Source organism: Streptomyces sp. NPDC096176 (genome assembly GCF_044763255.1).
In the GTDB taxonomy this organism is placed as follows: Bacteria; Actinomycetota; Actinomycetes; order Streptomycetales; family Streptomycetaceae; genus Streptomyces.
In genome coordinates this window covers 214,910-238,092 of the sequence record NZ_JBIWFV010000007.1, presented here as the reverse complement: position 1 = coordinate 238,092, position 23,183 = coordinate 214,910, and the positions used below count along the sequence as shown (strand labels likewise).

Annotated in this window: 21 protein-coding genes and 2 pseudogenes; 10 read left to right on the top strand and 13 right to left on the bottom strand. The window is 70.3% G+C overall.

What is annotated here, in order from left to right:
• Positions 1–29: 29 nt before the first annotated feature.
• Positions 30–1,118, top strand: a complete 1,089-nt coding sequence (locus ACIQ7Q_RS21315; protein WP_403864172.1) for a LacI family DNA-binding transcriptional regulator — start codon at positions 30–32, stop codon at positions 1,116–1,118.
• Positions 1,119–1,162: 44 nt separating this feature from the next.
• Here ACIQ7Q_RS21315 and ACIQ7Q_RS21310 read toward each other — a convergent pair whose 3' ends face one another.
• Entirely contained in the window at positions 1,163–2,755 is a 1,593-nt protein-coding gene (locus tag ACIQ7Q_RS21310; RefSeq protein ID WP_403864169.1) for an MFS transporter, read from the bottom strand.
• A gap of 152 nt (positions 2,756–2,907) precedes the next feature.
• Here ACIQ7Q_RS21310 and ACIQ7Q_RS21305 point away from each other — a divergent pair, with 152 nt between their 5' ends.
• On the top strand, positions 2,908–3,195 hold the full coding sequence (locus ACIQ7Q_RS21305) for a hypothetical protein (RefSeq protein ID WP_403864166.1): 288 nt from the start codon (positions 2,908–2,910) through the stop codon (positions 3,193–3,195).
• Between the two features lie 199 nt (positions 3,196–3,394).
• On the opposite strand, the gene ACIQ7Q_RS21300 is transcribed toward ACIQ7Q_RS21305, so the two are convergent.
• From ACIQ7Q_RS21300 to ACIQ7Q_RS21285, 4 genes are all read right to left on the bottom strand, one after another.
• Positions 3,395–4,477, bottom strand: a complete 1,083-nt coding sequence (locus ACIQ7Q_RS21300; protein ID WP_403864163.1) for a YihY/virulence factor BrkB family protein — start codon at positions 4,475–4,477, stop codon at positions 3,395–3,397.
• Positions 4,478–4,585: 108 nt separating this feature from the next.
• A complete protein-coding gene (locus ACIQ7Q_RS21295; protein ID WP_403864160.1) occupies positions 4,586–4,852 on the bottom strand; it encodes a DUF4235 domain-containing protein in 267 nt (88 codons plus the stop codon).
• The gene (locus ACIQ7Q_RS21290) at positions 4,849–5,247 is read right to left on the bottom strand and encodes a DUF3618 domain-containing protein (RefSeq protein ID WP_403864157.1); all 399 of its coding nucleotides are present in this window, start codon (positions 5,245–5,247) and stop codon (positions 4,849–4,851) included. The genes ACIQ7Q_RS21295 and ACIQ7Q_RS21290 overlap by 4 nt, the downstream gene beginning before the upstream one ends.
• Positions 5,244–5,651 (bottom strand): phage holin family protein, encoded by a 408-nt coding sequence (locus ACIQ7Q_RS21285; protein WP_403864154.1) that lies wholly within the window; start codon positions 5,649–5,651, stop codon positions 5,244–5,246. The genes ACIQ7Q_RS21290 and ACIQ7Q_RS21285 overlap by 4 nt, the downstream gene beginning before the upstream one ends.
• Before the next feature lie 310 nt (positions 5,652–5,961).
• On the opposite strand from ACIQ7Q_RS21285, the gene ACIQ7Q_RS21280 reads away from it, so the two are divergent.
• Positions 5,962–9,339, top strand: a complete 3,378-nt coding sequence (locus ACIQ7Q_RS21280) for a pyruvate carboxylase (protein WP_403864151.1) — start codon at positions 5,962–5,964, stop codon at positions 9,337–9,339.
• An 84-nt stretch (positions 9,340–9,423) separates the two neighbouring features.
• On the opposite strand, the gene ACIQ7Q_RS21275 is transcribed toward ACIQ7Q_RS21280, so the two are convergent.
• The 3 genes from ACIQ7Q_RS21275 to ACIQ7Q_RS21265 all read right to left on the bottom strand — a co-directional run bounded on the left by ACIQ7Q_RS21275 (position 9,424) and on the right by ACIQ7Q_RS21265 (position 11,257).
• Positions 9,424–10,035 (bottom strand): hypothetical protein, encoded by a 612-nt coding sequence (locus ACIQ7Q_RS21275; protein WP_403864148.1) that lies wholly within the window; start codon positions 10,033–10,035, stop codon positions 9,424–9,426.
• A gap of 83 nt (positions 10,036–10,118) precedes the next feature.
• Positions 10,119–10,583, bottom strand: a complete 465-nt coding sequence (locus tag ACIQ7Q_RS21270; protein ID WP_403864145.1) for a DUF6114 domain-containing protein — start codon at positions 10,581–10,583, stop codon at positions 10,119–10,121.
• A 50-nt stretch (positions 10,584–10,633) separates the two neighbouring features.
• Positions 10,634–11,257 carry a DUF6230 family protein gene (locus ACIQ7Q_RS21265; protein ID WP_403864142.1) on the bottom strand — a complete coding sequence of 208 codons (624 nt, stop codon included), beginning with the start codon at positions 11,255–11,257 and terminating at the stop codon, positions 10,634–10,636.
• A 292-nt stretch (positions 11,258–11,549) separates the two neighbouring features.
• On the opposite strand from ACIQ7Q_RS21265, the gene ACIQ7Q_RS21260 reads away from it, so the two are divergent.
• From ACIQ7Q_RS21260 to ACIQ7Q_RS21250, 3 genes are all read left to right on the top strand, one after another.
• Complete coding sequence (locus ACIQ7Q_RS21260) at positions 11,550–12,053, top strand: hemerythrin domain-containing protein (RefSeq protein ID WP_403864139.1); 504 nt, start codon at positions 11,550–11,552, stop codon at positions 12,051–12,053.
• Positions 12,054–12,138: 85 nt separating this feature from the next.
• Positions 12,139–12,759: an L-threonylcarbamoyladenylate synthase gene (locus tag ACIQ7Q_RS21255; protein ID WP_403864136.1), complete on the top strand. Its 621-nt coding sequence runs from the start codon at positions 12,139–12,141 to the stop codon at positions 12,757–12,759.
• 212 nt (positions 12,760–12,971) lie between these two features.
• Complete coding sequence (locus ACIQ7Q_RS21250) at positions 12,972–14,615, top strand: GMC oxidoreductase (protein WP_403864132.1); 1,644 nt, start codon at positions 12,972–12,974, stop codon at positions 14,613–14,615.
• Positions 14,616–14,656: 41 nt separating this feature from the next.
• Here ACIQ7Q_RS21250 and ACIQ7Q_RS21245 read toward each other — a convergent pair whose 3' ends face one another.
• Both ACIQ7Q_RS21245 and ACIQ7Q_RS21240 read right to left on the bottom strand, forming a co-directional pair.
• Positions 14,657–15,136 (bottom strand): carboxymuconolactone decarboxylase family protein, encoded by a 480-nt coding sequence (locus tag ACIQ7Q_RS21245; protein WP_403864129.1) that lies wholly within the window; start codon positions 15,134–15,136, stop codon positions 14,657–14,659.
• A complete protein-coding gene (locus tag ACIQ7Q_RS21240; protein ID WP_403864126.1) occupies positions 15,133–16,212 on the bottom strand; it encodes a dihydrodipicolinate reductase in 1,080 nt (359 codons plus the stop codon). Before ACIQ7Q_RS21240 ends, ACIQ7Q_RS21245 begins: the two co-directional genes overlap by 4 nt.
• Before the next feature lie 125 nt (positions 16,213–16,337).
• On the opposite strand from ACIQ7Q_RS21240, the pseudogene ACIQ7Q_RS21235 reads away from it, so the two are divergent.
• A pseudogene (locus ACIQ7Q_RS21235) lies at positions 16,338–16,632 on the top strand (3-oxoacyl-ACP reductase); the annotation flags it as partial.
• A 175-nt stretch (positions 16,633–16,807) separates the two neighbouring features.
• Positions 16,808–18,382 carry an alkaline phosphatase D family protein gene (locus ACIQ7Q_RS21230; RefSeq protein WP_403864123.1) on the top strand — a complete coding sequence of 525 codons (1,575 nt, stop codon included), beginning with the start codon at positions 16,808–16,810 and terminating at the stop codon, positions 18,380–18,382.
• A gap of 124 nt (positions 18,383–18,506) precedes the next feature.
• Here ACIQ7Q_RS21230 and ACIQ7Q_RS21225 read toward each other — a convergent pair whose 3' ends face one another.
• The 3 genes from ACIQ7Q_RS21225 to ACIQ7Q_RS21215 all read right to left on the bottom strand — a co-directional run bounded on the left by ACIQ7Q_RS21225 (position 18,507) and on the right by ACIQ7Q_RS21215 (position 21,175).
• Positions 18,507–19,067, bottom strand: coding sequence for a hemerythrin domain-containing protein (locus ACIQ7Q_RS21225; protein ID WP_403864120.1), 561 nt, complete (start codon positions 19,065–19,067; stop codon positions 18,507–18,509).
• Between the two features lie 184 nt (positions 19,068–19,251).
• Positions 19,252–19,764, bottom strand: a complete 513-nt coding sequence (locus ACIQ7Q_RS21220) for a hypothetical protein (RefSeq protein WP_403864117.1) — start codon at positions 19,762–19,764, stop codon at positions 19,252–19,254.
• A gap of 505 nt (positions 19,765–20,269) precedes the next feature.
• The gene (locus tag ACIQ7Q_RS21215; RefSeq protein WP_403864114.1) at positions 20,270–21,175 is read right to left on the bottom strand and encodes a carbohydrate kinase; all 906 of its coding nucleotides are present in this window, start codon (positions 21,173–21,175) and stop codon (positions 20,270–20,272) included.
• Between the two features lie 188 nt (positions 21,176–21,363).
• Between ACIQ7Q_RS21215 and ACIQ7Q_RS21210 the strand changes: the two are divergent.
• Positions 21,364–21,513, top strand: a pseudogene (locus ACIQ7Q_RS21210) (GH32 C-terminal domain-containing protein); the annotation flags it as partial.
• Between the two features lie 289 nt (positions 21,514–21,802).
• Positions 21,803–23,080 carry an amidohydrolase gene (locus ACIQ7Q_RS21205; protein WP_403864111.1) on the top strand — a complete coding sequence of 426 codons (1,278 nt, stop codon included), beginning with the start codon at positions 21,803–21,805 and terminating at the stop codon, positions 23,078–23,080.
• Positions 23,081–23,183: the final 103 nt, after the last annotated feature.

Here is a 23,183-nt window from a genome sequence, read left to right as displayed (position 1 = left end):
ATCACCGCCCGTTGTGCTAACGTCCGGTCATGCCCGCAGATCACCGGCACCCCACAATGGCCGACGTCGCCGAACGGGCCGGGGTCTCCACTTCCACCGTTTCACGCACGCTGCGCGGCTTCGCGACCGTCTCGCCCGAAGTCCGCGCACGCGTCGAGAAGGCCGCCCGCGAGCTGAACTTCGCCGTCTCCCGTCAGGCCGCGAGCCTCGTCACGGGGAGGACCGGTGTCGTGGCAGTGCTCGCGCCCACACTCAACTCGTGGTTCATCGGCTCGGCGTTGTCCGCTCTCGCACCCGTACTGCGCGCCGCCGGAATGGAGTTGAACGTCTACCTCACCCCGGACATGGCCGAGCGCGACGCCTTCTTCGATCGCCTACCGGCCCGGCGGAACGCAGATGCGCTGCTGGTGTTCTCCTTCGACCTCACCGACAAGGAAAGCGCGCGCCTGGACGACCTCCAGATGCCGGTCGTCTACGTCAGCCAGCACGTCGACGGCCGGCCGAGTGTCTACGTCGACGACATCGCCGCCGCGCGCGCGGGCACCCGCCATCTGCTCAACCTCGGCCACCGCCGTATCGCTTTTGTGCAGTCGGTCGGTGCCAGCGGCTTCATCTTCAGCTCGCACGAGCGCCTGCTCGGCTATCAGGAGGCGCTCACCGAGGCGGGTGTCCCGCCGGACGACGACCTCGTCGTCGAAGCGACGGTCGGCGACAAGCGCAGCACCGCGGAGGCGGTCGGACGGCTGCTCAGCCTCCGCGAGCCGCCCACGGCCGTCTTCGCCGAACAGGACGAGCTGGCCATCTCCGTCGCCTGGACCCTGCGCAACAGCCATGTGGACGTACCCCGTCGCATGTCGGTACTCGGCTTCGACGACCATCAACTCGCCGAATGGTCCGACCTGTCCACCATCGCCCAGTCGCCGTCGGACCTGGGGCGGGAGGCCGGCCTGCTGACGCTCGCGCTCATCAACGACGGGGAAGCGGACATGGAGCGGCACATCGTGCTCCCCACGCTGCTGATCCCGCGCGCCAGCACCGCACCCCCGCGGAGTGACGGGCCGGAACTCGCGGCCGTTGCGGACCCGCGGTCCACGGGCGGTGCGCGCAGCGGCAGTTGAGGTTCCGGTCCTGAACGTCGCGCACGGGTGGCCTCCGGGCCCCGTCAGCCCTGCCTGCCGTAGCGCCATGCCAGCTCGGCGACGTCGGACGCGCCGACCGACGACGCATGCCGGCGGCGCCGGCTGCCGATGACATCGGTCAGCGAGATGAGCAGCGCGACGGCGACGAAGGCGACCGACACGAACAGCCCCGCGTCGTAGGCCCGCGCCCAGTCGCCCCGACCGAGCTGGGCGAAGAAGACGGACCCCACGGCGGAGATTCCGACGGCGGAGCCGACCCGCTGCCCGGTCTGCAGCGTGCCGGCCGCGCTGCCCGCGGACCCCACCGGAACGCGGTTCAGTGTCAGTGTCTGGTTCGGCGAGATCACCAGGCCGCTGCCCAGCCCGGCCAGCAGCAGCGGGGCCGCCATGGCCCACGCGACGCCCGGTCCGGGAACCAGCCGGACGGCGACCGCGGTCCCCGCGAGCCCTACGGCGACCATGGTCAGACCGACGGTGATCAGGGGCCTGCCGAATCGGCTCACCAGCTTGCCTCCGACGTGCGAGGAGAGCCCCGCGCCGGCCGCGAAGGGGGTGATGGCGGCGCCGGCCATCAGCGCGCTGAAGTGCAGGCCGCTCTGCAGGTACAGCGTGCTGACGAAAAAGATGGACGTGAATCCCGCGAAGTAGAAGAGGACGAGCAGGCACCCGAGCCAGTAACTGCGCACCCGGAACAGGGAAAGGTCGAGCACGGGTTCCTCCCCGCGCCTCTGCCAGCGCCGCTCCCAGCCCACGAAGCATGCGAGCAGAACCAACGCGAGGACGACGAGCAGCCACTTCTGCGGACCGTGCCACTGCTCCGCCTGGGCGAGCGGCAGGAGCAGCGCCAGCACCCCGCAGCCCAGGAGCAGCACGCCGAGGGGATCGAGCCGCCGCAGGGTGATGCGGGCCGCGGAAGGCGTGTCCGGCAGGAAACGTCTGGCGAGCACGAGGCAGACCGCCCCGATCGGCAGATTCACGTAGAACACCCAGCGCCAGCCGTCCTGCGCACCGGCGAAGTGGATGAGGAACCCGCCGAGCAGCGGTCCGACGGCCGTGGAGATGGCCACGACTGTGCCGAACATACCGAAGGCCCGCCCGCGCTCCGAGCTGGAGAACATCTGCTGGATCAGCGCCGAGATCTGGGGTGAGAGCAGGCCTCCCGCAAAGCCCTGCAGGACGCGCGCGACAACGAGCCACGTGCCGGACTGGGCGGCGCCGCAAGCCGCAGAGGCGACGGTGAACAGGGCGAGGCCCAGCATGAACACCGTGCGCCGCCCCCACGCGTCACCCAGTCGCCCGCCGGGGATCAGCAGGAGCCCGAACGCCAGCGCGTACCCCGACAGGACCCACTGCAGGACCGGCTCCGGCGCGTCGAGCCCCTCGCGGATCGACGGGAGTGCCACGTTGACGATCGACACGTCCAGCAGCGTCATGAAGCCGGCGATGAGACAGACCGTGAGCGCCTGCCACCGCTGCCCCCAGGACTGCTCCTCGTCTTCCTCGGGTGTCCGGGCACCGCCCGTCGGAGATTCACCGGGGTAATCCGATGTCACAGCAACCACCTCTCCGGCACACGGCCCGCAACGAGACCCGTCGAGCGGCTCGGTCTCCAGCATCGGACACTGTGGCAGCTCCACCGAGCGCAACAGGCCCGACCCGCACACATGTCGCCGGTGAATCCTCGCGCCTCCACGCGCCCCGCGCCGGGGCCCGGGCCACCCCGGCGCGCCTGCCGGGTGTACGGACGCGGCCTGGTAATCAGGACTCCATGACCGACAGCTCCATCCCCACGCCCGTGCCCATCCCCACGGTGCTGACCGTGACCGCTGTCTCCACCGTCGAGCCGACCGAAGAAGCCGAGGAGCACAGCGGGGACTCGTGGATGGCCATCAGCACCGTCGAGCAGGGCCGGCTGCTGCTGCACCTTCCGGGTGACACGTACCGTGCGGTGCTCCAAGCCGCGGAACTCCCCGCGGACAGGTCCGGCCCCGGACGCCTGACGCTGACGGACCGGGAGATCGCCGCCTACCGACGCTGGATCGCACAGTACTCGTAGAGGGCGCACGGGCGGGGGGCGACCCAACAGGGCGGCAGGGGTGTTGCGAGCAGCAGTCACTTACCTCCGTGTCGTCTTCTGCCGAGGCGCGGCACGTGTCGTGACAGGAGCCGCTCGATGTGCCGCGCCCGGGCACGCAGTTTCATGAGCTGAAGCTCCGCGGCTTCGATGCTCAGGGCACGGAAGGTGACGCGGCGTGTCATTCGAGACGGCGGCGGTCCTCGTCGGTCCACTTGCGGGTGTCGCGCGGCTCGACGTAGGGCTCTTGGTCGTGAGGACGGCCACCGATGATGGCGCGTTCCCGGCTGAGTTCGGCGTCGAACTCGAGGCCGAGGAGGATCGCGAGGTTCGTGATCCACAGCCAGACCAGGAAAATGATCACGCCGGCGAGGGTGCCGTAGGTCTTGTTGTACGAGCCGAAGTTCGCCACGTAGAAGGCGAAACCGGCGGAAGCGATCAGCCAGATGACAACGGCGAGGAAGCTGCCGGGGGTGACCCACTTGAACCCGCGGCCCTTCGCGTTCGGCGCGGCCCAGTACAGCAGCGCGATCATGAGAACCACGAGGACCACGAGGACGGGCCACTTCGCGATCGACCACACCGTCATCGCGGTGTCGCCGACACCGAGGGCGGAGCCGATCCGCTCGGCGATGCCGCCGGAAAGGACGACGATCAGCGCGCTGGCACACGCCATGACCAGCAGCGCCACCGTCACTCCGAGCCGCACGGGCAGCACTTTCCACGCCGGCCGCCCTTCGGGCAGGTCGTAGACGGCGTTCGATGTGCGCATGAACGCGGCCACATACCCGGAGGCCGACCAGATCGCCAGGAGCAGACCGACGATGGCCAGGACGGAACTCGTGCCGCCGCTGCCTTGCAGTTGCGTCACAGCGTTGGTGAGCACATCGCGGGCCGGCCCCGGTGCGAACTGCCGGAGGTTGTCCAGCACCTTCTCGGTGGCGCCCTGCCCGGCGACTCCCAGGAGGGCCACCAGTACCAGCAGGGCCGGGAACACGGACAGGATGCCGTAGTAGGTGAGGGCTGCCGCGCGGTCGGTGAGCTCGTCGTCCTTGAACTCCTTGCCCGTCCTGCGCAGCACCTGCCCCCATGACTTCTTCGGCATGGCGGTCGGGCTGTCGGGGGCGGCGCTCTCCGTGCCGGGAGCCGGACCGGGACGGCTGTCCGCCCCGCCGTCGGGCTGCGGTCCGGCCTCCTCCGGGCGGTGACTCCGCTCGGAGGAGGCCGGCTGATCACGATGCCCCGGTTTCGGAAGGTGTGCCATGTCGGGCGGGTGTCCGGCTTCATCCGCGGGAAACCTGTCTGCACACGTCCGGGTTCATGTGCGGGTGCCATGTGCCGGTAGCCCCATAGCCGAGCGCCGCCCCTTCCCTCAGCCGGGCCAGGTGCCGGTGAGGCGCCTGATGGCGGTGGCGCCGCCGCGGTCCACAGTGGCCTTGACGAGCGCGAAGATCGCGCCCTGCAACGTGGCGGCGAGCAGGACCTCAGGCCAGGTGCGGTCCTCGTCGGTGGCGTCCGGTGCCTCTTCGTCGTGCCCGAGACGCTTCCACACCTGGCCGAACGCCGCTCCCGCCAGTGCGCCGCCGGTGGCGCCGAGTGCCAGACCGATCGGCTTGTACGCGATCTTCGACGCCTTCACCGGCGCCTCCTGCGCCGTGCCAGCACCACCAGCAGCAGGATCGCCGCAGTCGCAGCCCCGGCGGCAAGGAGCGGGCCCGGGTTCCCGCGGGCCGTCTCGGCCGCGTGGTGCGCCTTGTCCTGCACGGGCTGCGGCGCCTTGGCCCGGAGCTTGTCCCCGACCATCGAGACGGACGAGGCGATGTGCTCCTTGGCGTGCGCGGCCTTGGCCGCGGCCTGCTCCTTCACCTCGGCGGCCGTCTGCTGCGCGCGCGCCTTCACGTCCGCCTTCGCGGCGAGTGCTTCCACGGTTCGGCCCAGCTGCTCACGAGTGTCCTCGACCTGGGCGCGCAGCTCGTCGGGGCTCGGCGGGGCCGCATGGGGCCGGTTGCCGTTCGGGGAGGAGTGGCTGCTCATCGATGGACCCTTTCCTTGATCTCCTGGACGTCCCTGTGCAGGCCGTCGATCGCCCTCTCGGGCTTCGGCGGGGTGGCCTCGCGGATGTTCTTCTTCCCCGCGGCGGCCAAGATCGCGGCGATCAGGAACAGGACGGCGCTGATGATCAGCGCGGCTGCCCACCACGGCAGTACGAGGGCCAGCGCGATGATCGCTGTGGCCACCAGTGCCTGCAGCCCCAGGACCGCGACCAGGCCGGCACCGCCGTACAGGCCGCCGCCCCTGCCGAAGCGTTTGCCCTTCTGTGTCATTTCCGCTCGTGCGAGCTGCATCTCCTCGCGGATCAGCTGCGAGATCTGCTGCGACGCCTGGGAGACCAGCGCGCCGACCGGTTCGTCCGACGTGTCCCGATGCGTTTGCCTCATCAACCTTCACCACCTTGAGGGTTCATGCGCACCGGGTTTCCCGATCCGCGCGGTTCATGACAGCGGATCCCGCATTCGTCCTGTGCGCCGTGCTACGGCGCCGAACCCTGCTTCGTCGTGTGCGGCGACGTCTGCTCCGGCAGACGTGACGTACCTCCCGCCCGTGGGAGATCGACTCCACCCCTACTGATCGGTACCGTCCACGGGAAGAGCGGCTGCCGGGTCGTCCCCGGCAGCCGGAGTGACATCACCACCTTGAGGCCGCGCGCCCGCAAGAGGCCGCGTGCCCGCAACACGACAGGGGAGATTGATGTTCCGCAAGGTTTTGGTCGCCAACCGGGGCGAGATCGCGATCCGCGCCTTCCGTGCGGCGTTCGAACTCGGTATCTCCACCGTGGCCGTGTACCCCTACGAGGACCGCAATTCGCTCCACCGCGCCAAGGCGGACGAGGCCTACCAGATCGGTGAAAAGGGCCATCCGGTGCGTGCCTACCTCTCGGTCGACGAGGTGATCAAGGCCGCGCGCAAGGCCGGTGCCGACGCCATCTACCCCGGATACGGCTTCCTGTCGGAGAACCCCGACCTCGCCGCCGCGTGCGCAGAGGCCGGGATCACCTTCGTCGGACCGCCCGCTTCCGTGCTGAATCTTACCGGCAACAAGTCCCGCGCGGTGGCGGCGGCCCGTGAGGCCGGGGTTCCCGTACTGAAATCGTCCGAGCCGTCCACGGACGTGGACACGCTGGTCGGCGTGGCCGACTCCATCGGGTTCCCCGTGTTCGTCAAGGCCGTCGCCGGCGGCGGCGGCCGCGGCATGCGGCACGTAGCCGAGCCCGCCGACTTGCGGGAGGCGATCGACGCGGCGATGCGCGAGGCGGAGTCGGCCTTCGGGGACGCCACCGTCTTCCTGGAGCAGGCCGTCGTCAACCCGCGCCACATCGAAGTGCAGATCCTCGCCGACGCCGAAGGGAACGTGGTCCATCTCTACGAGCGGGACTGTTCGGTGCAGCGGCGTCACCAGAAGGTCATCGAGATCGCGCCCGCGCCGAATCTCGACCCGGAGCTGCGCGAGCGCATCTGCGCCGACGCCGTCGCGTTCGCCAGGCACATCGGGTACGTCAACGCGGGCACGGTGGAGTTCCTCGTCGACGAGCGAGGCAACCATGTCTTCATCGAGATGAACCCCCGCATCCAGGTGGAGCACACGGTCACCGAGCAGGTCACCGGACGGGACCTGGTGATCGGGCAGTTGCGGATCGCCGCGGGCAGGACGCTGCCGGATCTGAATCTGGCGCAGGACGACATCGTCCTCAACGGCACGGCCCTGCAGTGCCGTATCACCACGGAGGATCCCGCCAACGGTTTCCGCCCCGACACCGGCACCATCTCCGCCTACCGTTCCCCGGGCGGTCCCGGCGTACGGCTCGACGGCGGCACCGTCCACACCGGCGCCGAAGTGTCCGCGCACTTCGACTCGATGCTGGTCAAGCTGACCTGCCACGGCCATGACTTCGCCAACGCCGCGCGCCGCGCACGGCGTGCGATCGCCGAGTTCCGTATCCGCGGAGTCGCGACCAACCTGCCCTTCCTCGGCGCGGTGCTCGACCACCCCGGCTTCCGCGAGGGCCGTGTCACGACGAGTTTCATCGCCGATCACCCGGAGCTGCTCCGGGCGCGCCCCTCGGCCGACCGCGGCAGCCGCATGCTCACCTATCTCGCCGAGACGACCGTCAACCGTCCCCACGGTCCGCGTCCCCAGGTCATCGACCCGGCCGCCAAGCTCCCGCTGACCGACCTGGGAAGTCCGCCCGCCGAAGGCTCCCGGCAGCGCCTTGCGGCCCTCGGACCCGAGGCGTTCGCGGCAGAGCTGAGGGCGCAGCGGGCCGTCGCGGTCACGGACACGACCTTCCGCGACGCGCACCAGTCCCTGCTGGCCACCCGGGTGAGGACGCGCGACCTGCTGGCCGTCGCCCCGCATGTCGCCCGCACGGCACCGGAGTTGCTCAGCCTGGAGTGCTGGGGCGGCGCCACGTACGACGTGGCCCTGCGCTTCCTCGCAGAGGACCCCTGGGAGCGACTCGCCGCCCTGCGCGAGGCAGTGCCCAACATCTGTACACAGATGCTGCTGCGCGGGCGCAACACCGTCGGCTACACGCCCTACCCCGTCGAAGTGACCGACGCCTTCGTCGCCGAGGCGGCGGCGACCGGCATGGACATCTTCCGGATCTTCGACGCGCTCAACGACGTCTCGCAGATGCGTCCTGCCATTGACGCCGTACGGTCCACCGGCACCGCGCTGGCCGAGGTCGCCCTGTGCTACACCGCGGACCTGTCGGACCCGGCCGAAGAACTGTACACGCTCGACTACTACCTGCGCCTCGCCGAGCAGATCGTCGACGCCGGCGCGCACGTACTGGCCATCAAGGACATGGCCGGCCTGCTGCGCCCGCCCGCCGCCCGCACTCTGGTGACCGCACTGCGCGAGCGCTTCGACCTTCCGGTGCATCTGCACACCCACGACACGGCGGGAGGTCAGCTCGCGACGCTGGTCGCCGCGATCGACGCGGGCGTCGACGCCGTCGACGCCGCCGTCGCCTCGATGGCGGGCACCACCAGCCAGCCGTCCCTGTCGGCGCTCGTGGCGGCCACCGACCACACCGAGCGCGCGACCGGACTCTCGCTGGACGCGGTCGGGGGACTCGAGCCGTACTGGGAAGCGATGCGCAAGGTCTACGCACCCTTCGAGTCGGGGCTCGCCTCGCCCACCGGACGCGTGTACCACCACGAGATCCCCGGCGGACAACTGTCGAACCTGCGTCAGCAGGCCATCGCGCTCGGCCTCGGCGACCGCTTCGAGCTGATCGAGGACTGCTACGCCGCCGCCGACCGGATGCTGGGCCGGCTGGTCAAGGTGACACCGTCCTCGAAGGTGGTGGGAGACCTCGCCCTGCATCTGGTCGGAGCAGGGGTCGAGGCGGCCGACTTCGAGGCCGACCCCGGCAAGTTCGACGTGCCGGACTCGGTGATCGGATTCCTGCGCGGCGAGCTGGGCGACCCGCCCGGCGGCTGGCCCGAGCCGTTCCGCACGCGTGCGCTCCAGGGCCGCCCCGCGCATGCCCAGACCCCGACCCTGTCGGAGGAGGAGCGACAAGGGCTGGCAGGGGACCGGCGGGCGACGCTGAACCGCTTGCTGTTCCCGGGTCCGACCAAGGAGTTCGACGCTCACCGCGAGACGTACGGCGACACGTCCGTGCTGCCCACGCAGGACTTCTTCTACGGCTTGGAGCCGGATACCGAGCACACGGTCACCCTGGAGCCCGGTGTCACGCTGCTGATCGAGCTGGAGGCGATCTCCGAGGCCGACGAGCGGGGCTTCCGTACGGTGCTGGCCACGCTCAACGGCCAGCTGCGTCCGGTGTCCGTGCGGGACGAGTCCGTCGCCACCGAGGTCAAGGCCGCGGAGAAGGCCGAGCGCGGCAACGATCACCATGTCCCGGCGCCGTTCGCGGGCGTGGTGACGCTCCAGGTGGAGGAGGGCGCTTCCGTGTCGGCAGGTCAGACGGTGGCCACCATCGAGGCGATGAAGATGGAGGCCTCCATCACCGCGCAGGCCGCGGGCACGGTCACACGGCTGGCGATCGGAAAGATCCAGCAGGTCGAGGCGGGAGATCTGCTCATCGAGATCGGCTGACACCTGTTGCGACCATGCGCGCGCGGCCGGCCCCGGTGACGTTCCCGGGCCGGCCGCCCGCATACGGGGCCATTGCCTTACCGGTCACCGGGTCGCTGCGGACAGGACCGATCCCGTGACGGACAGCTCGCCGCCGAACTGGGTCACTTGGGAAACGGTCACGTTCTCGAACGTCAGCGTGCGCGTGGGAGCGCCGGTGCGGGAGAGCCACGAAGGCAGGGCGTCCGGAGTCACGGTGACGCTGCGGTCCGCCGGGAGCGGCGCGCCGCCCAGACCGGTGACCGTGCCGGACAGTTTCCCGGCGTACAGGGTCACCACGTTCTTGCCCTTGATCGTGGACGTGGTCCCGGACCCGGCCCGCAGACGCACCGTCACGCCGGCGCGGCTCGCTGCCAGGTCGAGGTCGGCGATGTCCATCGAGCGGGCGGTGAATTTCAGAGCCTGCTGCGGCCCGGCCGCGGTGCGAACGGTGACGAGGCCATGGAAGGCGCTGCCGTGCAGAACGAGTCTGTCGGCCCGCATCACCCAGGGGACGTTCCCGGGGCGGTCGGTCGCGGCACGGGCGCGCGTCGTCTCGCGCTTCGCGCCGGGGTCGAGCAGCGTGCCGCCGGTTGCCGGTGCTCCCAGCAACAGGGCCGCCGGCAGAGCAGCCAGCGCCGGCATCCTGGTCAGGAACCGCGACGCCCGGCGGCTCACACGGGTCTCCGGCCGAGTGCGGACAGGGCGGCGGGGCTCGGCATCCGGCCTCGCCGCGGGACAGCCGGCAGGGTCCTCACGTTTCACTGGGGGCCTTCCTCCACCGGGAAGGCCCCGGAGCTGCGGTTCGGCGGCTCGGCATCGTCCGTGGGCGGTGCCCAGGCACACGCCAGTGAGCCGCCGACGAGCCCGCAGATCATGCCGAGGAACAGACCCCCGAAGTTCGCGACGGGAAACGAGACGAGGACGAGCAGCAGGGTCGTGATCCCGGCGAACGCCCGCACCTGCTGCTGGAACCAGAGGGTGACGCCCAGGACCATCAGCAGGACACCGATGATCAGCGCACCGGCGCCGGCCGTGGTGGACAGCGCCAGCGGGATGCCGGCCACGGTCAGGTGGACGTAGGGGAAGTAGATGATGGGCAGACCGGCCGCGAGGGTGAACAGCCCTGCCCAGAACGGCCGTCCGCGCCGCCACCCCCGGAATCCTCGCCGCACGTCCGCGGCGGCGGCACGCACCTCCCGGCGTCTGCCGTAGAGATCGAACACATTCCGATGTGAAGGGGAAGCGGGCGCGGAGCGCTTTTTGCGCCGAGAGGTCAGAAGCACTCGTGTCTGCCTTGGTCGAGCTGCAGGCGGAGGTCGGGGACCTTCATCGTGCTTGCGGAAACCGCGACCGCGGTCGCCTCCACGTCGGTCAGGACCGCCGAGACCGACTGCTGTGCGAAACCGTTCGGGTCGAAGAACCGCGAGTCCCTGTCCTCCGGGTTGATCGGCCCCTTACGGACCGCACCCGCGGCCACTCCGATGTCGATGTCGTCGAGGTTCGCCTGCCCGACCGACAGGTCCGTCGTGTCGATGAACAGGTTCTTCGCCTCGGTCGTCTCCCGGTCTCCGCCGGTGAGCCTCAGCGTGTACGGGCCCAGGACCGGGACCGGAGCCACCACGGACTGGCACAGCCCGCTGATCCTCGCCGACCGCATGCCCGTGACCGCGACCGGTACGAGCGTGCCCTTCCTGGTCACGTCGACCATGCCGTAAATGCTCAGACCACGGACATGGATCGTGTCCGCACCGACCTGGAACCTGTGACCGGAGATGAAGAACGACGCAGCCAGCGCTCCTTGCGCCATTCCGACACCGAGTGCTGCGGCGGCCGTGACGCCGGCGCCCAGGACCACGGCGAAGCGCTTCCAGCGGGTCCTGCCGAAGCTGTGCGACATTCCGTCCCCTCCGGTCAGGAAACTCCCCCGCATCTCGGGGCAGGGGGAGGTGATGATCAACGCCAGTGACGGATCCTAGGCTTCCTGCGCCGTCAACCGACGGCACGTCAACAGGGGCATACGGGTGATCCGCCTGGGCAGGCCGGCAGCACGCGGGCGAACCGGCGTTGCGGTCCCGTCGCCCCTCTCCGCCCGATGGCGGACAACACCATGCGCCGACCCCGGTAGGTCTGACGTGCGGATACCGGGGTATCCGCCCGGTCGGGCCACCCAGCGAGAGAGAGGAGCCGGTATGTCGGCAGTCACCAACGATGTAGTGGAGCTGATCCTGCAGGACCACCGCAGGATGGAGGAGCTCTTCCGCACGATGCGCAATGTCGAAGCCGATCGCGCGGCCGCCGTCGGCGAGTTCGCCGCGCTGCTCATCGCCCATGCCTCGGCCGAGGAGGACGAGGTCTACCCCGCTCTGCGGCGATACAAGAACGTGGACGAGGACGACGTCGAGCACGGCGTGCACGAGCACGAGGAAGCCAACGAAGCGCTGCTCGCGCTGCTCCAGGTGGCGGACACCACGACCGAGGAGTGGGAGGAGAAGCTCGAAGAGCTCGTCACCGCCGTCAACCACCACGCTGACGAAGAGGAGCGGACGCTGCTCAACGACGCGCGTGAGAACGTCAAGGACGACCGCCGGCAGGAACTGGGCAAGGCGTTCCTAGAAGCGCGTGCGAAGTACTTGGACGCCGACTGCGGCAGCGTCCGGTACGTGAGCCAACTGGTGGCCTCCCGCAAGGACTGACCGTCGGGCTCGCGCAGTTGACGGCAGCAGGGGCGGCGGGCGCGCGAGTCCGGCAAGACCCAAACGAGAGCCCTAGACTCGGCGGATGGCGAAGTACTTCGACGTGCACCCCGAGAATCCTCAGCGGCGCACCATCAGCACTGTGGCTGACAGCATCAGGTCCGGCGCGCTCGTCGCGTACCCCACCGACTCGTGTTACGCGTTGGGATGCCAGCTCGGCAGTCGTGACGGCATCAGCCGGATCCGGTCGATCCGCAATCTCGACGACCGGCACCACTTCACCCTCGTGTGCCAGAACTTCGCGCAGCTGGGCCAGTTCGTACACGTCGACAACGACGTCTTCCGCGCGATCAAGGCTGCCACGCCCGGCAGTTACACCTTCATCCTTCCGGCGACGAAGGAAGTGCCGCGGCAATTGCTGCACCCGAAGAAGAAGACGGTCGGCGTCCGCATCCCCGACCACGCCGTCGTGCAGGCCCTCCTCGCCGACCTCGGCGAGCCGCTTCTCTCCAGCACCCTGCTTCTGCCCGACGAGGAGGAGCCGCTGACGCAGGGCTGGGAGATCAAGGAACGACTCGATCATGTCGTCGATGCCGTGATCGACTCCGGCGACTGCGGGACGGAACCGACGACGGTCATCGACTTCTCCGGTGGCGAACTCGAGATCGTGCGCCGAGGAGCGGGGGACACCGCGCGGTTCGAGTAGCCGCGTCGACGCCTGCAACGCGGGGCGCAGGAGCGCACCGAGCCGAACCGCCGGGCCGCCCTTCCGTGGGAGAGGGCGACCCGGCGGTCGTAAGTCGTGCAGAACCGTCAAAGGTGCATGATCGGACAGAAGTTACTTATCGGTATGTCGTGACTTCATGCACGCGCAGCAGTAGAACGTGTTGCCGTTCACTCGAAAGTGAGGGACATCACATGACGCCTCCCACCGCGCACGATCCGTGTTCCAGAGGGTTGTCGCGCCGCGCATTCATCGCTGGAACCGGTTCTCTTTGCGGGGCCGTGATCCTCGCCGGTAGCGCCTCCGCGGCCCAGAGGAAGTCCTCTGCCTCCACGGCCCCGATCGCCGACGGGGCGCATGTACCGGTCCTGGTCATCGGCACCGGATACGGCGGCTCCGTCGCCGCTTTACGCCTGGCCGGGGCAGGCGTCGACGTGCACATGGTCGAGATGGGGATGGCCTGGGACACCCCTGGTCCGGACGGCAAGGTCTTCGCCAACACCACCCGGCCGGACCTCCGGTCCTTCTGGCTTCGCACCAGGACCAAGCAGCCCCTCAGCCACTTCCTCGGCTTCCCGCTCGACAAGGACGTACCCCGATACACCGGAATCCTGGACGCCGAGGAGTTCGGCGGCATCACGGTCTACCAGGGCCGCGGTGTCGGCGGCGGCTCCCTCGTCAACGGCGGCATGGCCGTGACCCCGAGACGGGAGAACTTCGGCGCCATCCTCCCGTCGGTGAACGCCGACGAGATGTACGGCGTCCACTACCCGCGCGCCAACGCCGGGCTCGGGGTCCGCCACGTCGACCAGGGCTGGTGGGAGGCAGCGGACTGCTACCAGTACGCCCGGGTCGGCCGGAAGCACGCCGAGCGCTCGGGCTTTCCCTTCGTCTTCGTGCCCAACGTGTACGACTGGGACTACATGGCACAGGAAGCGGCCGGAGCCGTCCCGAAGTCGGCGCTGGTCGGCGAAGTGCTGTTCGGCAACAACCACGGCAAGAAGTCGCTGCCCAAGACCTATCTCGCCCAGGCCGCCGCGACGGGCAAGGTTTCCGTCTCGCCGCTGCACAAGGTCACCTCGGTCACCCCTGCGGCCGGTGGCCGCTACACGGTCGTCATCGAACAGATCGACACCAGCGGAGACGTCACCGCCACCAAGGCCGTGACCGCGGACAAGGTGTTCTTCGCGGCAGGCAGCGTCGGCACGTCCAAACTGCTGACCAAGCTCAAGGCCACGGGCGCACTGCCCCGCCTCAACGGCGAGATCGGCAGCGGCTGGGGCGACAACGGCAACGTCATGTGCGGCCGTGCCAACCACATGTGGGACGCGACCGGCAAGCTCCAGGCGTCCATGCCCACCGCCGGCATCGACAACTGGCAGGCCGGCGGTGCGTTCGCCGAGGTCGCACCACTGCCCACAGGCATCGAGACGTACGCCTCGTTCTACCTGTCCATCACCAAGAACCCGCACCGCGCCGCATTCACCTGGAACGCCGCCGCCGGCAAAGTCGACCTGGACTGGCAGACCGCCTGGAAGCAGCCGTCCATCGACGCCGCACGGACCATTTTCGACAGGATCAACGCGAAGGAAGGGACCATCTACCGGACCGACCTCTTCGGCACGTACAAGATCTGGGGCGACCATCTCACCTACCACCCGCTCGGCGGCGCGGTACTGAACAAGGCCACCGACAACTACGGCCGGCTCCACGGCCACCCGAACCTGTACGTCATCGACGGCTCGCTGATCCCCGGCAACGCGAGCGTCAACCCGTTCGTCACCATCACGGCACTCGCCGAACGGAACATCGAGCAGATCATCGCCACCGACCTGTGACGGTGGCGGCCGGCCGGCACGACCGAGCCGTCCCGATCACCTCAGTGACCGGGCAGCGTGCACACGGTGTCGAGGCCCAGCACATGGTTGAGCCGGCCGAACGCCAGCCACGATCCGATGCTCATGCTCAGCTCCACGATCTCGACCTGGCTGTAGTGCGCCGTCATCCGGCCCCAGAATTCGTCGTCGAGACCGTGGTGATCCAGGGCGTACCGCTCCGCGTACTCGGCGGCCAACCGGGTGCGGTCGTCGAAGGCGGGGGTGGTGCGCCACCGGGTCACCGCGTCCGCGAAGTCGTCCTCGACCTTCTCGCCGTCGCGTTCGGTCCGCCAGTCGAGGCAGAAGGCGCAGCCGTTGATCTGGGCGATCCGCAGCCGCCCGGCCTCGAACTCCCGGAGCCCGAGGGTGGTGTGGGCGTACACCGCCAGAGAGAAGTCCGCGGCGGCGGTACCGATGCCGGGGACCATCTCACCCCACACGTACTCGATCGCGTTCCTGCCCTCGGGGATGTCGATGTTCATCGTCGTCTCCTTCCCAGCTTGCCGACTGCGGGGCGCAGCGGGACGTCGAGCGCGTCATAGAGGCCCGGTGCCGCATCCACGAGCCAGTCGATCGCGCTCACAAGCCGGCCCACCGCGGTTGCGTTTCCGCCCGCGGAGCGGTTCTCGCCCTCGTCCGTGGCCTCGACCGTGACCTCGATACGCGGGCGGCCCTCGATGATCACCCGGTGCGCCCCGCTGCCGTCGGGCGGCGCGGGCCATTCGGGTGCGCAGGAGGGGTGGATGCGGGTGATGTGCTCGACGACGATGCGAGGTTCGCCCTCGATGATCCCCTGCACCTCGAAGCGCACCGCGCCCTGGGTGCCCGCCTCGAACTGGCCCATCGTCCTGGTCCGCACCGTGGCGTCCAGCGGGCGACGTTCCATGGTCTCGCGGAGCTCATCGAGTTCGGCGCCGAGCGCCCTCGCCATCAGCCGGACCTGCCCGCCCCACACCATGGTCGGCACAGACGGCGCGAGCATCAACGGCTCGTAGTCCATCGGCTGGCCCATTCCCACCAGATACCGGACCGAGTCGGGCTGGTCGTAGGTGGAGTAGTCGAATATCTCCTGGCAGCGGATCGCGTCGACGGTCGTCCCGAGCCCGCTGATCAGCAGCGGCAGCACGTCGTTGCCCCAGCCGGGGTCGACACCGGAGACGAACATCGAGCCGCGGCCCTCGGCGACGGCGGCCAGCACCGGGTCCCGCAGCTCCGGAGGTGCGCTCGGGGGATCGTAGAGGGCATACATGGACGGCGTGACGACGACGGCTCCGGCCCTGACCGCCCGGACCACGTCGGCAAGAGCCTCGTCGGGCCGGATGTCGCCCGAGGCCGCGTACACCACCGCCCGCGGCCCGGCGGCCAGCACCGCCTCGACGTCGTCGGTCGCGGCGACCCCCAGTTCGCGGCCGAGGCCGGCGAGATCTCCCGCGTCGCGGCCGACCTTGTCGGGGTTGTGGACGACGACTGCCGCGAGCGTCAGGGAGGGATGGGCCTCCACGGCACGGATGGCCGCGCGGCCGACGTTGCCGGTACCCCAGACCACCGTGGAAATCATGCGCCGGAGGGTAACGCCGGTGCCTACAGGTTCCTAGAGCCATGACCGCAGGCATTGAACCGGTACGGCGAGCCCTTGGCCACCAGCAATGAAGGCCGACGCTGGTGGGGGTGACACCAGGCACCCGGATTCTGGACACCGAGCCCCGGCTCGACGGGCTCGTGAACAACGCCGTCGCCGGTGGCGGTGTCGACCCGTCGCGACGTGAACTGGGCCCGCAGGGACAGGAGTTGTTTCGTCGTCAACCACCTCGCGCCGTACGTCCTCAACCGTGCACTGCTCCCGCTGCTCGAGGCGCTGCGCGCCTACTGCCGCAGTGAGCTTGCGATGATCACGGCGACATTCGAGCCGGTCCACGAGCTCTCGAGCACCGGCGTCACCATGAACGCCCTCCACCCGGCCCCTCTGATGGACACGGACAGCACGGCCCGGAAGAGCTGACGCCGGGCGGGCGTCGCGGCCCGCGCCCCCGTCCCCGCGGGACGGCTGTCGTGTTCACGTACTTCTCGGGAACCGGCCACATCGCGGGCCATCGCGGGACACCAACCCACCAAAGACTTCTGGCGGTTCACACCGAACAGCCAAGGAGGACCCTGTGGGCGCTCGTCCCGTATCCCGGCGGCAGCTGCTCGGCTTCGGCGGTGCAGGTGCCGCCGCACTGATGCTCGGCACCGGTGAGTGGGGCTCCGGCTCCGCCTTCGCCGCCCCGGCCATGAAGGGCAACCCGTTCTCGCTCGGCGTCGCCTCCGGCGAGCCGCAGCCCGACGGCGTGGTGCTGTGGACGCGCCTGGCCCCCGACCCGTTCGCCGAGGACGGCATGGGCGGCATGCCCGCCAAACCGGTCCGCGTGCACTACGAGTTGGCCGACGACGAGCGGTTCCGGCGCGTGGTGCGCAGCGGCAGCGTGGTGGCCTCGCCCGAACTGGCCCACTCCGTGCACCCCGAGATCCGCGGGCTCCGGCCGAACCGGGTGTACTACTACCGGTTCCGCGTGGGCACCGACATCTCGGCCGTGGGCCGCACGAGGACCACCCCGCTGCCGTGGACGACCCCGAAGGACCTGACCTTCGCCTTCGCCTCCTGTCAGGCCTGGCAGGACGGCTACTTCACCGCCTACGAGCACATGGCGGACGAGGACCTCGACCTGGTGGTGCACCTGGGCGACTACCTCTACGAGTACGGGGTGAAGACGAACAAGCGCGGGGTGGCCACCGACGCCAAGTTCCACACGGAGACCGTCGACCTCGCCCGCTACCGGCTCCAGTACGGCCTCTACAAGTCGGAGGCCCCGCTGCAGCAGGCACATGCGCGCTTCCCGTGGATCATGACCTTCGACGACCACGAGGTGGAGAACAACTGGGCCGACGGCATACCCGAGAAGGACCAGGACCCGACGGCGTTCGTGCAGCGCAGGGCAGCCGCGTTCCAGGCCCTGTACGAGCACGCGCCACTGCGGCACACGCAGTTGCCCAAGGGCCCCGACGTCCAGATGTACCGCAGGCTCTCCTACGGCCGGCTTGCCGACTTCACCATGCTGGACACCCGCCAGTACCGGGACGACCAGCCGTGCGGCGACGGCATCTCCGCCGACTGCGCCGACCGCTTCGCCCCCGACCGGAGCCTGCTGGGCGCCGAGCAGCGCACCTGGGTGCTGAACGGCTTCAGCCGGTCCGCCGCCCGCTGGCACGTGCTGGGCAACCAGGCCCCCATGGGCCAGACCGACCATGACGCCGGCCCCGGCACCACCGTCTGGATGGACCCCTGGGACGGCTATGTCGCCGAACGCAACCGGCTGCTGGCCGAGGCGGACGACCGCGGGGTGCGCAACCTCGTCGTCATCACCGGCGACCGCCACCAGAACTACGCCTGGGACCTCAAGCGCGACTACGCCGACCCCGAATCGCCCACGGTCGGCAGCGAGTTCGTCGGTACGTCGATCACCAGCGGCGGCGACGGTGCCGACATGACGGCGGAGGGCACGCGCTTCCTCGCCGCCAACCCGCACATGAAGTTCTTCAACGGACAGCGCGGCTATGTGCGTGTACGCGTCGACCGCAAGCGATGGACGAGCGACTTCCGCGTCCTGCCGTACGTCACCCGTCCCGGCGCGCCGATCACCACCCGCGCGACGGCCGTCGTCGAGGACGGCGTCCCCGGCGTCCAGGTCTGACGTCGGCGGGCGACCGCCGCCGAGCACACCACCGGGCCAGGCACGGAGACCCGCGCCGCGCACACCACCGGGCCGGGCCGAATCGTTCGGCCCGGCCCGGTGGTCGAAGGCGCTTCCTCGCCGGTCAGCCCTGGGCGCGGCCCGTGAGGAGGTCACGGACCCGGTCCACCATCCCCATGCCGGGAGCCAGGAGCTTGTTGGCCGGCGGCGTGGACGGAGCGGAGGGGTGCGGGCGCGTCGGGGCGGACTCCTTGGCGCGGCGGACCTTCTCGCCGAGTTCCATCAGGAGGTCCGCGTTGCACGACTCGGCGAGGAGTGGGAAGAGCCGCTTCTCCTCGTCGGCGACGTGCGAGGTGACCGCCGACTTCAGCTGTGTGATCAGGGTGTCGAACCGGGGGTCGTCGGACTGGCAGTCCTCGAGCTCCTTCAGCATGCGCTCGACCTCTGCATGGTCGGCGACCTCCTCGTCCGCCAGGTCGTCTCCGTCGTCGACGTAGCGCCGCACCGCGGGGTAGAGGTACTCCTCCTCCGCGACGGAGTGCCGCACGAGTTCCTTGGTCAGCTCGTCCGCCAGCTCCCGTCGGCGCGGGTCTCCGACGCGCTGGGCTTCGATCTCTGCGAACATCTGGTCGACCTCGCGGTGGTCGGCCGTCAGCTCCTGGATGACATTCCCGCCGTGTCCCATTGTCCTGGCGTCCTCTCTCGCTGCTGCGAAGAATCCCCCCACGGGCGTTGCTGCCTCGCCTCATCGGCGACATTAACGCGGGTGTCCCGCTCCGGCGCGCGCACGCGGCGGGGGACAGCACACAAGATCCACCCACGCAGGCTCACCGGCGGTGCGGTGAGGCGGGATGCGCTGGAACGAGAGGTCAGGCCAAGTCCGGCACGGGCAGCCCGAGCCGAGCGCGCAGCAGGCCGTGGTGCAGGGCGGCGACGGGAGCCAGCAGGTCGGGATGGCGCAGGAGTGCGGCCGCCTGCCGGTCGCGTTCGTCGGGCGACACCAGACGCCGGTAGGCGCCGGTCGCGCCGTCGGCGAGGCCGGCCACCGCCGCCGAGGCGAGCTCTGCGCTGCTGAGCAGGCAGGCGGCCCAGCTGGCGACGACCTCGTCCACCCACGTGCGCCAGGCGCGCTGCTCCGACGGAACCGGCGTACGGCGGTCCGAATTGCTCAGGAAGTCGAGCCGGGCGGAGCCGCCGGGGCCGGCCATGGCCACGAGTGAGGCGTCCATGGGCGTCGGGTAGCGCAGCAGGGCGGCGGCCGTGACGGCCTGACGAGCCTGCGCCTCGCAGAGCGCCGACGACATCGCGCCACCGGTGGGCGGATAGGCGCGGGTGAGCCAGGTGGCGGTCGCCGCTATGAGTGGGGACAGATCGGCATGCACAGCGGGGCCGCCCGGTCGGGAGGAAACGGGGTGACGTACATAGTGGGGCGAAGATACAGCCGGTGCGTCCGAGGAGAAATGACGCACGTCACCCGGGGTCAGGGGGACGGTCGGCGGGGGGACCGTCGGGGCACCCAGGAACGGCCGGGGTGGCCGGGACGGTCGGGGCCCTGGGGGCCGCCGGGGGCGGTCGCGGGCGCCCGGACCGCCGCGACCTCGGGGTCGCCGGGGCGGCCGTCGGTCAAGTCGGCCAAGACTGCCGGACGACCGGGACCACCGCGGTGCCAAGATCGTTCGCACCGACGGGACGCTGATGAGGCGGCGCTGCCGGGCGCCCGGCGGCCGTCCGCCCGGGCCGGGCGAGACGGTGGCGAGCACCAGTACCACAGAGGACGCGGGAGCGGCCGGGACCACTGGGGCCGTCGGCCAGGACTGGCGAAACCACCGAGCGCGGCCCGCCAGGCCGGGCCCGCAGGCCGGGCCCGCCAGGCCGGGCCGGCAAGCCCTACAGGTCATCCCCGTACGGCGGCTCCGCGCCCGGCTTCGAGCAGGTCAGTGCTGCCGCCCGGGCGGCGAAGCGCAGGACCTCGTCCCACTCCTGCCCCGGCAGATCGGCGAGGGCGTCTCGCGTCAGCAGGTCCCGTTCGGCCAGCGCGTGCAGCAGCGCCGCGTTCACTGTGTCGCCAGCACCGATGGTGTCCACGACGTGGACGCTCTCGCCCGGCACGGAGCGTTCGTCCCCGTTCCGGGGGAAGACCGTCAAACCGTCCCCGCCATGGGTGATCACCACCGCACCCGGTCCGGCGTTCAGCCAGCCCCGGACGTCGGGCCCGAGCCACTGTGCGTCCTCCTCGCTGAGCTTCAGCAGACAGACATGAGGGAGCCAGTTGAGGAACCGCTCCCGGTAGGCGTCCGGGTCGGGGATCAGACCGGCCCGGATGTTCGGGTCGAGCGCGACGAACACCCCGCGACCGGCTTCCCGGCGCATCAGCTCCTCGTAGGCGCTCGCTCCCGGTTCGAGGACCAGCGAGCACGTGCCGAACGACAGCGCCCGGGTCGCCGCCGGCAGCGCGTCGGGCACCTGGAACAGCCGGTCCGCGGTGCCCTCGACGTAGAAGCTGTACGCCGCGGAGCCGCCCGTGCCGATCGACGCGACGGCGAGGGTGGTTGGCTCGGGGCCGCGCTGGACCAGCCCGACGTCGACGTTCTCCTCGCTCAGCCGCTCGACCAGCGACTCGCCGAAGGCGTCCGTGGAGATCCGGGAGCAGAAGGAGACCTTCGCCCCCAGGCGCCCGAGCGCGATGGCGGTGTTGTACGGGCCGCCGCCGCGGGCGGGCAGAAGCGGCGTCGGCGTACCACCGCCGGCCTGGGGCACCAGGTCGATCAGGGCCTCACCGGCGACGACGATCACGGAATGTTCCTCTCGTACCGTTCACACGGTTCATGCGGTTCATACGGCTTGCGCGGTGGACACGGTTCGCGCGGTGGTGGCGGAGGCCGGTGGTAAGGGACCGGCCGCGGCTGATCGGACACGGCCAGTATCTCCGCGCGCCGACGCACCTCGAGGCCGGCGGGATCCCTCGAGCCGCCTGAAGGCACCGCACCACGGTCGAGGTCTTCTTCGACGACGGCCGGTACACGCACTCGATGGAGGCCTTCCCCTACCTGGTCGACACCGGCCTCGCGCTGTTCACCGTCGACGGCAGCGCCGTCTTCAGGAACACCGTGATCAGGGAGTTCACCGTCTGACCGGCGGGGCGTCCGCGGCGGCCCTGACGATGGCGGCCGCGGCGGGTGCGGCAACGAGGACCGGGGTCGTGGAGCGCGATGCGCGGGCGAGCATGAAGGCGCCTTCCAGGAGGGCGATCACCGAGGTCGCCGTCGGGCGGGCCCACGGAGGTCCGCCGCGGCTCGGAGTCCCCCGGTACGCGTAGGCCGGTTGAGAACGACACTCGATGGGCAGACGGTCGGCGTCGCCCCCCCCGCCGGCCCACCGGCCGCGGCTCGGTCTGCGCAACCGCCATGGAAGGACCCACCCGTGACCGCACCCTCACCCCTCCTCGCCGGACTCGACGCACAACTCCCCGCGTTGCGGGAGCTCTATCAGGACCTGCATGCCCACCCGGAGCTGTCGTTCCAGGAGGTGCGGACGGCGGCCGTCGTGGCCGCACGGCTGCGGAGCCAGGGCTGGGAGGTCACCGAGGGCGTGGGCGGCACAGGTGTGGTGGGGGTGCTCGGATCGGCGGACGGACCGGTGGTCCTGCTGCGCGCCGACATGGACGGCCTGCCAGTGCTGGAATCGACAGGCCTGCCGTATGCCTCCACATGCACCGGGATCGACGCCGACGGCCACGAGGTCCCGGTGATGCACGCCTGCGGACACGACATGCACGTCACCTGTCTGCTCGGCGCGACGGCCCTGCTCGCTGCCCACCGGGGCGCCTGGCGGGGCACCGTCGTCGCCGTGTTCCAGCCCGCCGAGGAGGTCAGCGGAGCGCAGGCGATGATCGACGACGGGTTCGCCCGGCGCTTCCCTCGCCCCGACGTGTGCCTGGCGCAGCATGTCGGACCCATTCCGGCGGGCATCGCGGCCACCCGTCCGGGCACCGTCATGAGCGCTTCCGACAGTTTCCGCGTCCTGCTCTTCGGCCGGGGCGGCCACGGGTCGGCGCCGGAGAACGCCGTCGACCCGGTGGTGATGGCAGCAGCGGTCGTCATGCGTCTGCAGACCGTTGTGTCCCGCGAGGTGGGCGCCAACCAGGCCGCCGTCGTCACGGTGGGCTCACTGCACAGCGGCACCAAGGAGAACGTCATCCCGGACACTGCCGCGATGACGATCAACATCCGCAGCTCCGATCCCACCGTCCGCACCCGGGTGATCGCCGCCGTCGAGCGGATCGTGCGGGCGGAGGCCCTGGCGTCCGGTGCGCCGAAGGAACCGGACATCACCTTGCTGAGCAGCTTCCCGCTGACCGTCAACGACGCGGACGCGACGGCGACGGCCATGGCGGGACTCGAGTCGGAGCTGGGCGAGGGCAAGGTGTGGACGCTTCCGCAACCCATCACCGGCACCGAGGACTTCGGCGCCTTCGGCACGTCCATGGGTGTGCCGTCGGTGTTCTGGCACTTCGGCGGAGCGGACCCGAAGCTGTTCCCAAACCCCGACCCGGTGGTACTCGTCGACGGCGGGCTGCCGCCAGGAGTCCCGTACAACCACTCGCCCGACTACGCCCCGCTCCAGGATCCGACCATCGAACTCGGCGTCCGGGCGCTGCTGGCGGCGGCCGGGCGGTGGCTGAGCAGGGGAGCGGACTAGCCAGGGCCTTTCGTTTGGACCTTGACCGGGCTCGCGTGCCCTGGCACCGCGCCTCTCCCCCTCCGCCCTTGGGGCGTGGGGAAAGAGGCGCTCACTGACCCGG

Bases quoted from the DNA above. Each gene is read 5' to 3' on its own strand.
- ACIQ7Q_RS21315 (WP_403864172.1), top strand. From the start codon at position 30: ATGCCCGCAGATCACCGGCACCCCACAATGGCCGACGTCGCCGAACGG.
- ACIQ7Q_RS21310 (WP_403864169.1), bottom strand. From the start codon at position 2,755: ATGCTGGAGACCGAGCCGCTCGACGGGTCTCGTTGCGGGCCGTGTGCC.
- ACIQ7Q_RS21305 (WP_403864166.1), top strand. From the start codon at position 2,908: ATGACCGACAGCTCCATCCCCACGCCCGTGCCCATCCCCACGGTGCTG.
- ACIQ7Q_RS21300 (WP_403864163.1), bottom strand. From the start codon at position 4,477: ATGGCACACCTTCCGAAACCGGGGCATCGTGATCAGCCGGCCTCCTCC.
- ACIQ7Q_RS21290 (WP_403864157.1), bottom strand. From the start codon at position 5,247: ATGAGCAGCCACTCCTCCCCGAACGGCAACCGGCCCCATGCGGCCCCG.
- ACIQ7Q_RS21285 (WP_403864154.1), bottom strand. From the start codon at position 5,651: ATGAGGCAAACGCATCGGGACACGTCGGACGAACCGGTCGGCGCGCTG.
- ACIQ7Q_RS21280 (WP_403864151.1), top strand. From the start codon at position 5,962: ATGTTCCGCAAGGTTTTGGTCGCCAACCGGGGCGAGATCGCGATCCGC.
- ACIQ7Q_RS21265 (WP_403864142.1), bottom strand. From the start codon at position 11,257: ATGTCGCACAGCTTCGGCAGGACCCGCTGGAAGCGCTTCGCCGTGGTC.
- ACIQ7Q_RS21260 (WP_403864139.1), top strand. From the start codon at position 11,550: ATGTCGGCAGTCACCAACGATGTAGTGGAGCTGATCCTGCAGGACCAC.
- ACIQ7Q_RS21255 (WP_403864136.1), top strand. From the start codon at position 12,139: ATGGCGAAGTACTTCGACGTGCACCCCGAGAATCCTCAGCGGCGCACC.
- ACIQ7Q_RS21250 (WP_403864132.1), top strand. From the start codon at position 12,972: ATGACGCCTCCCACCGCGCACGATCCGTGTTCCAGAGGGTTGTCGCGC.
- ACIQ7Q_RS21245 (WP_403864129.1), bottom strand. From the start codon at position 15,136: ATGAACATCGACATCCCCGAGGGCAGGAACGCGATCGAGTACGTGTGG.
- ACIQ7Q_RS21240 (WP_403864126.1), bottom strand. From the start codon at position 16,212: ATGATTTCCACGGTGGTCTGGGGTACCGGCAACGTCGGCCGCGCGGCC.
- ACIQ7Q_RS21225 (WP_403864120.1), bottom strand. From the start codon at position 19,067: ATGGGACACGGCGGGAATGTCATCCAGGAGCTGACGGCCGACCACCGC.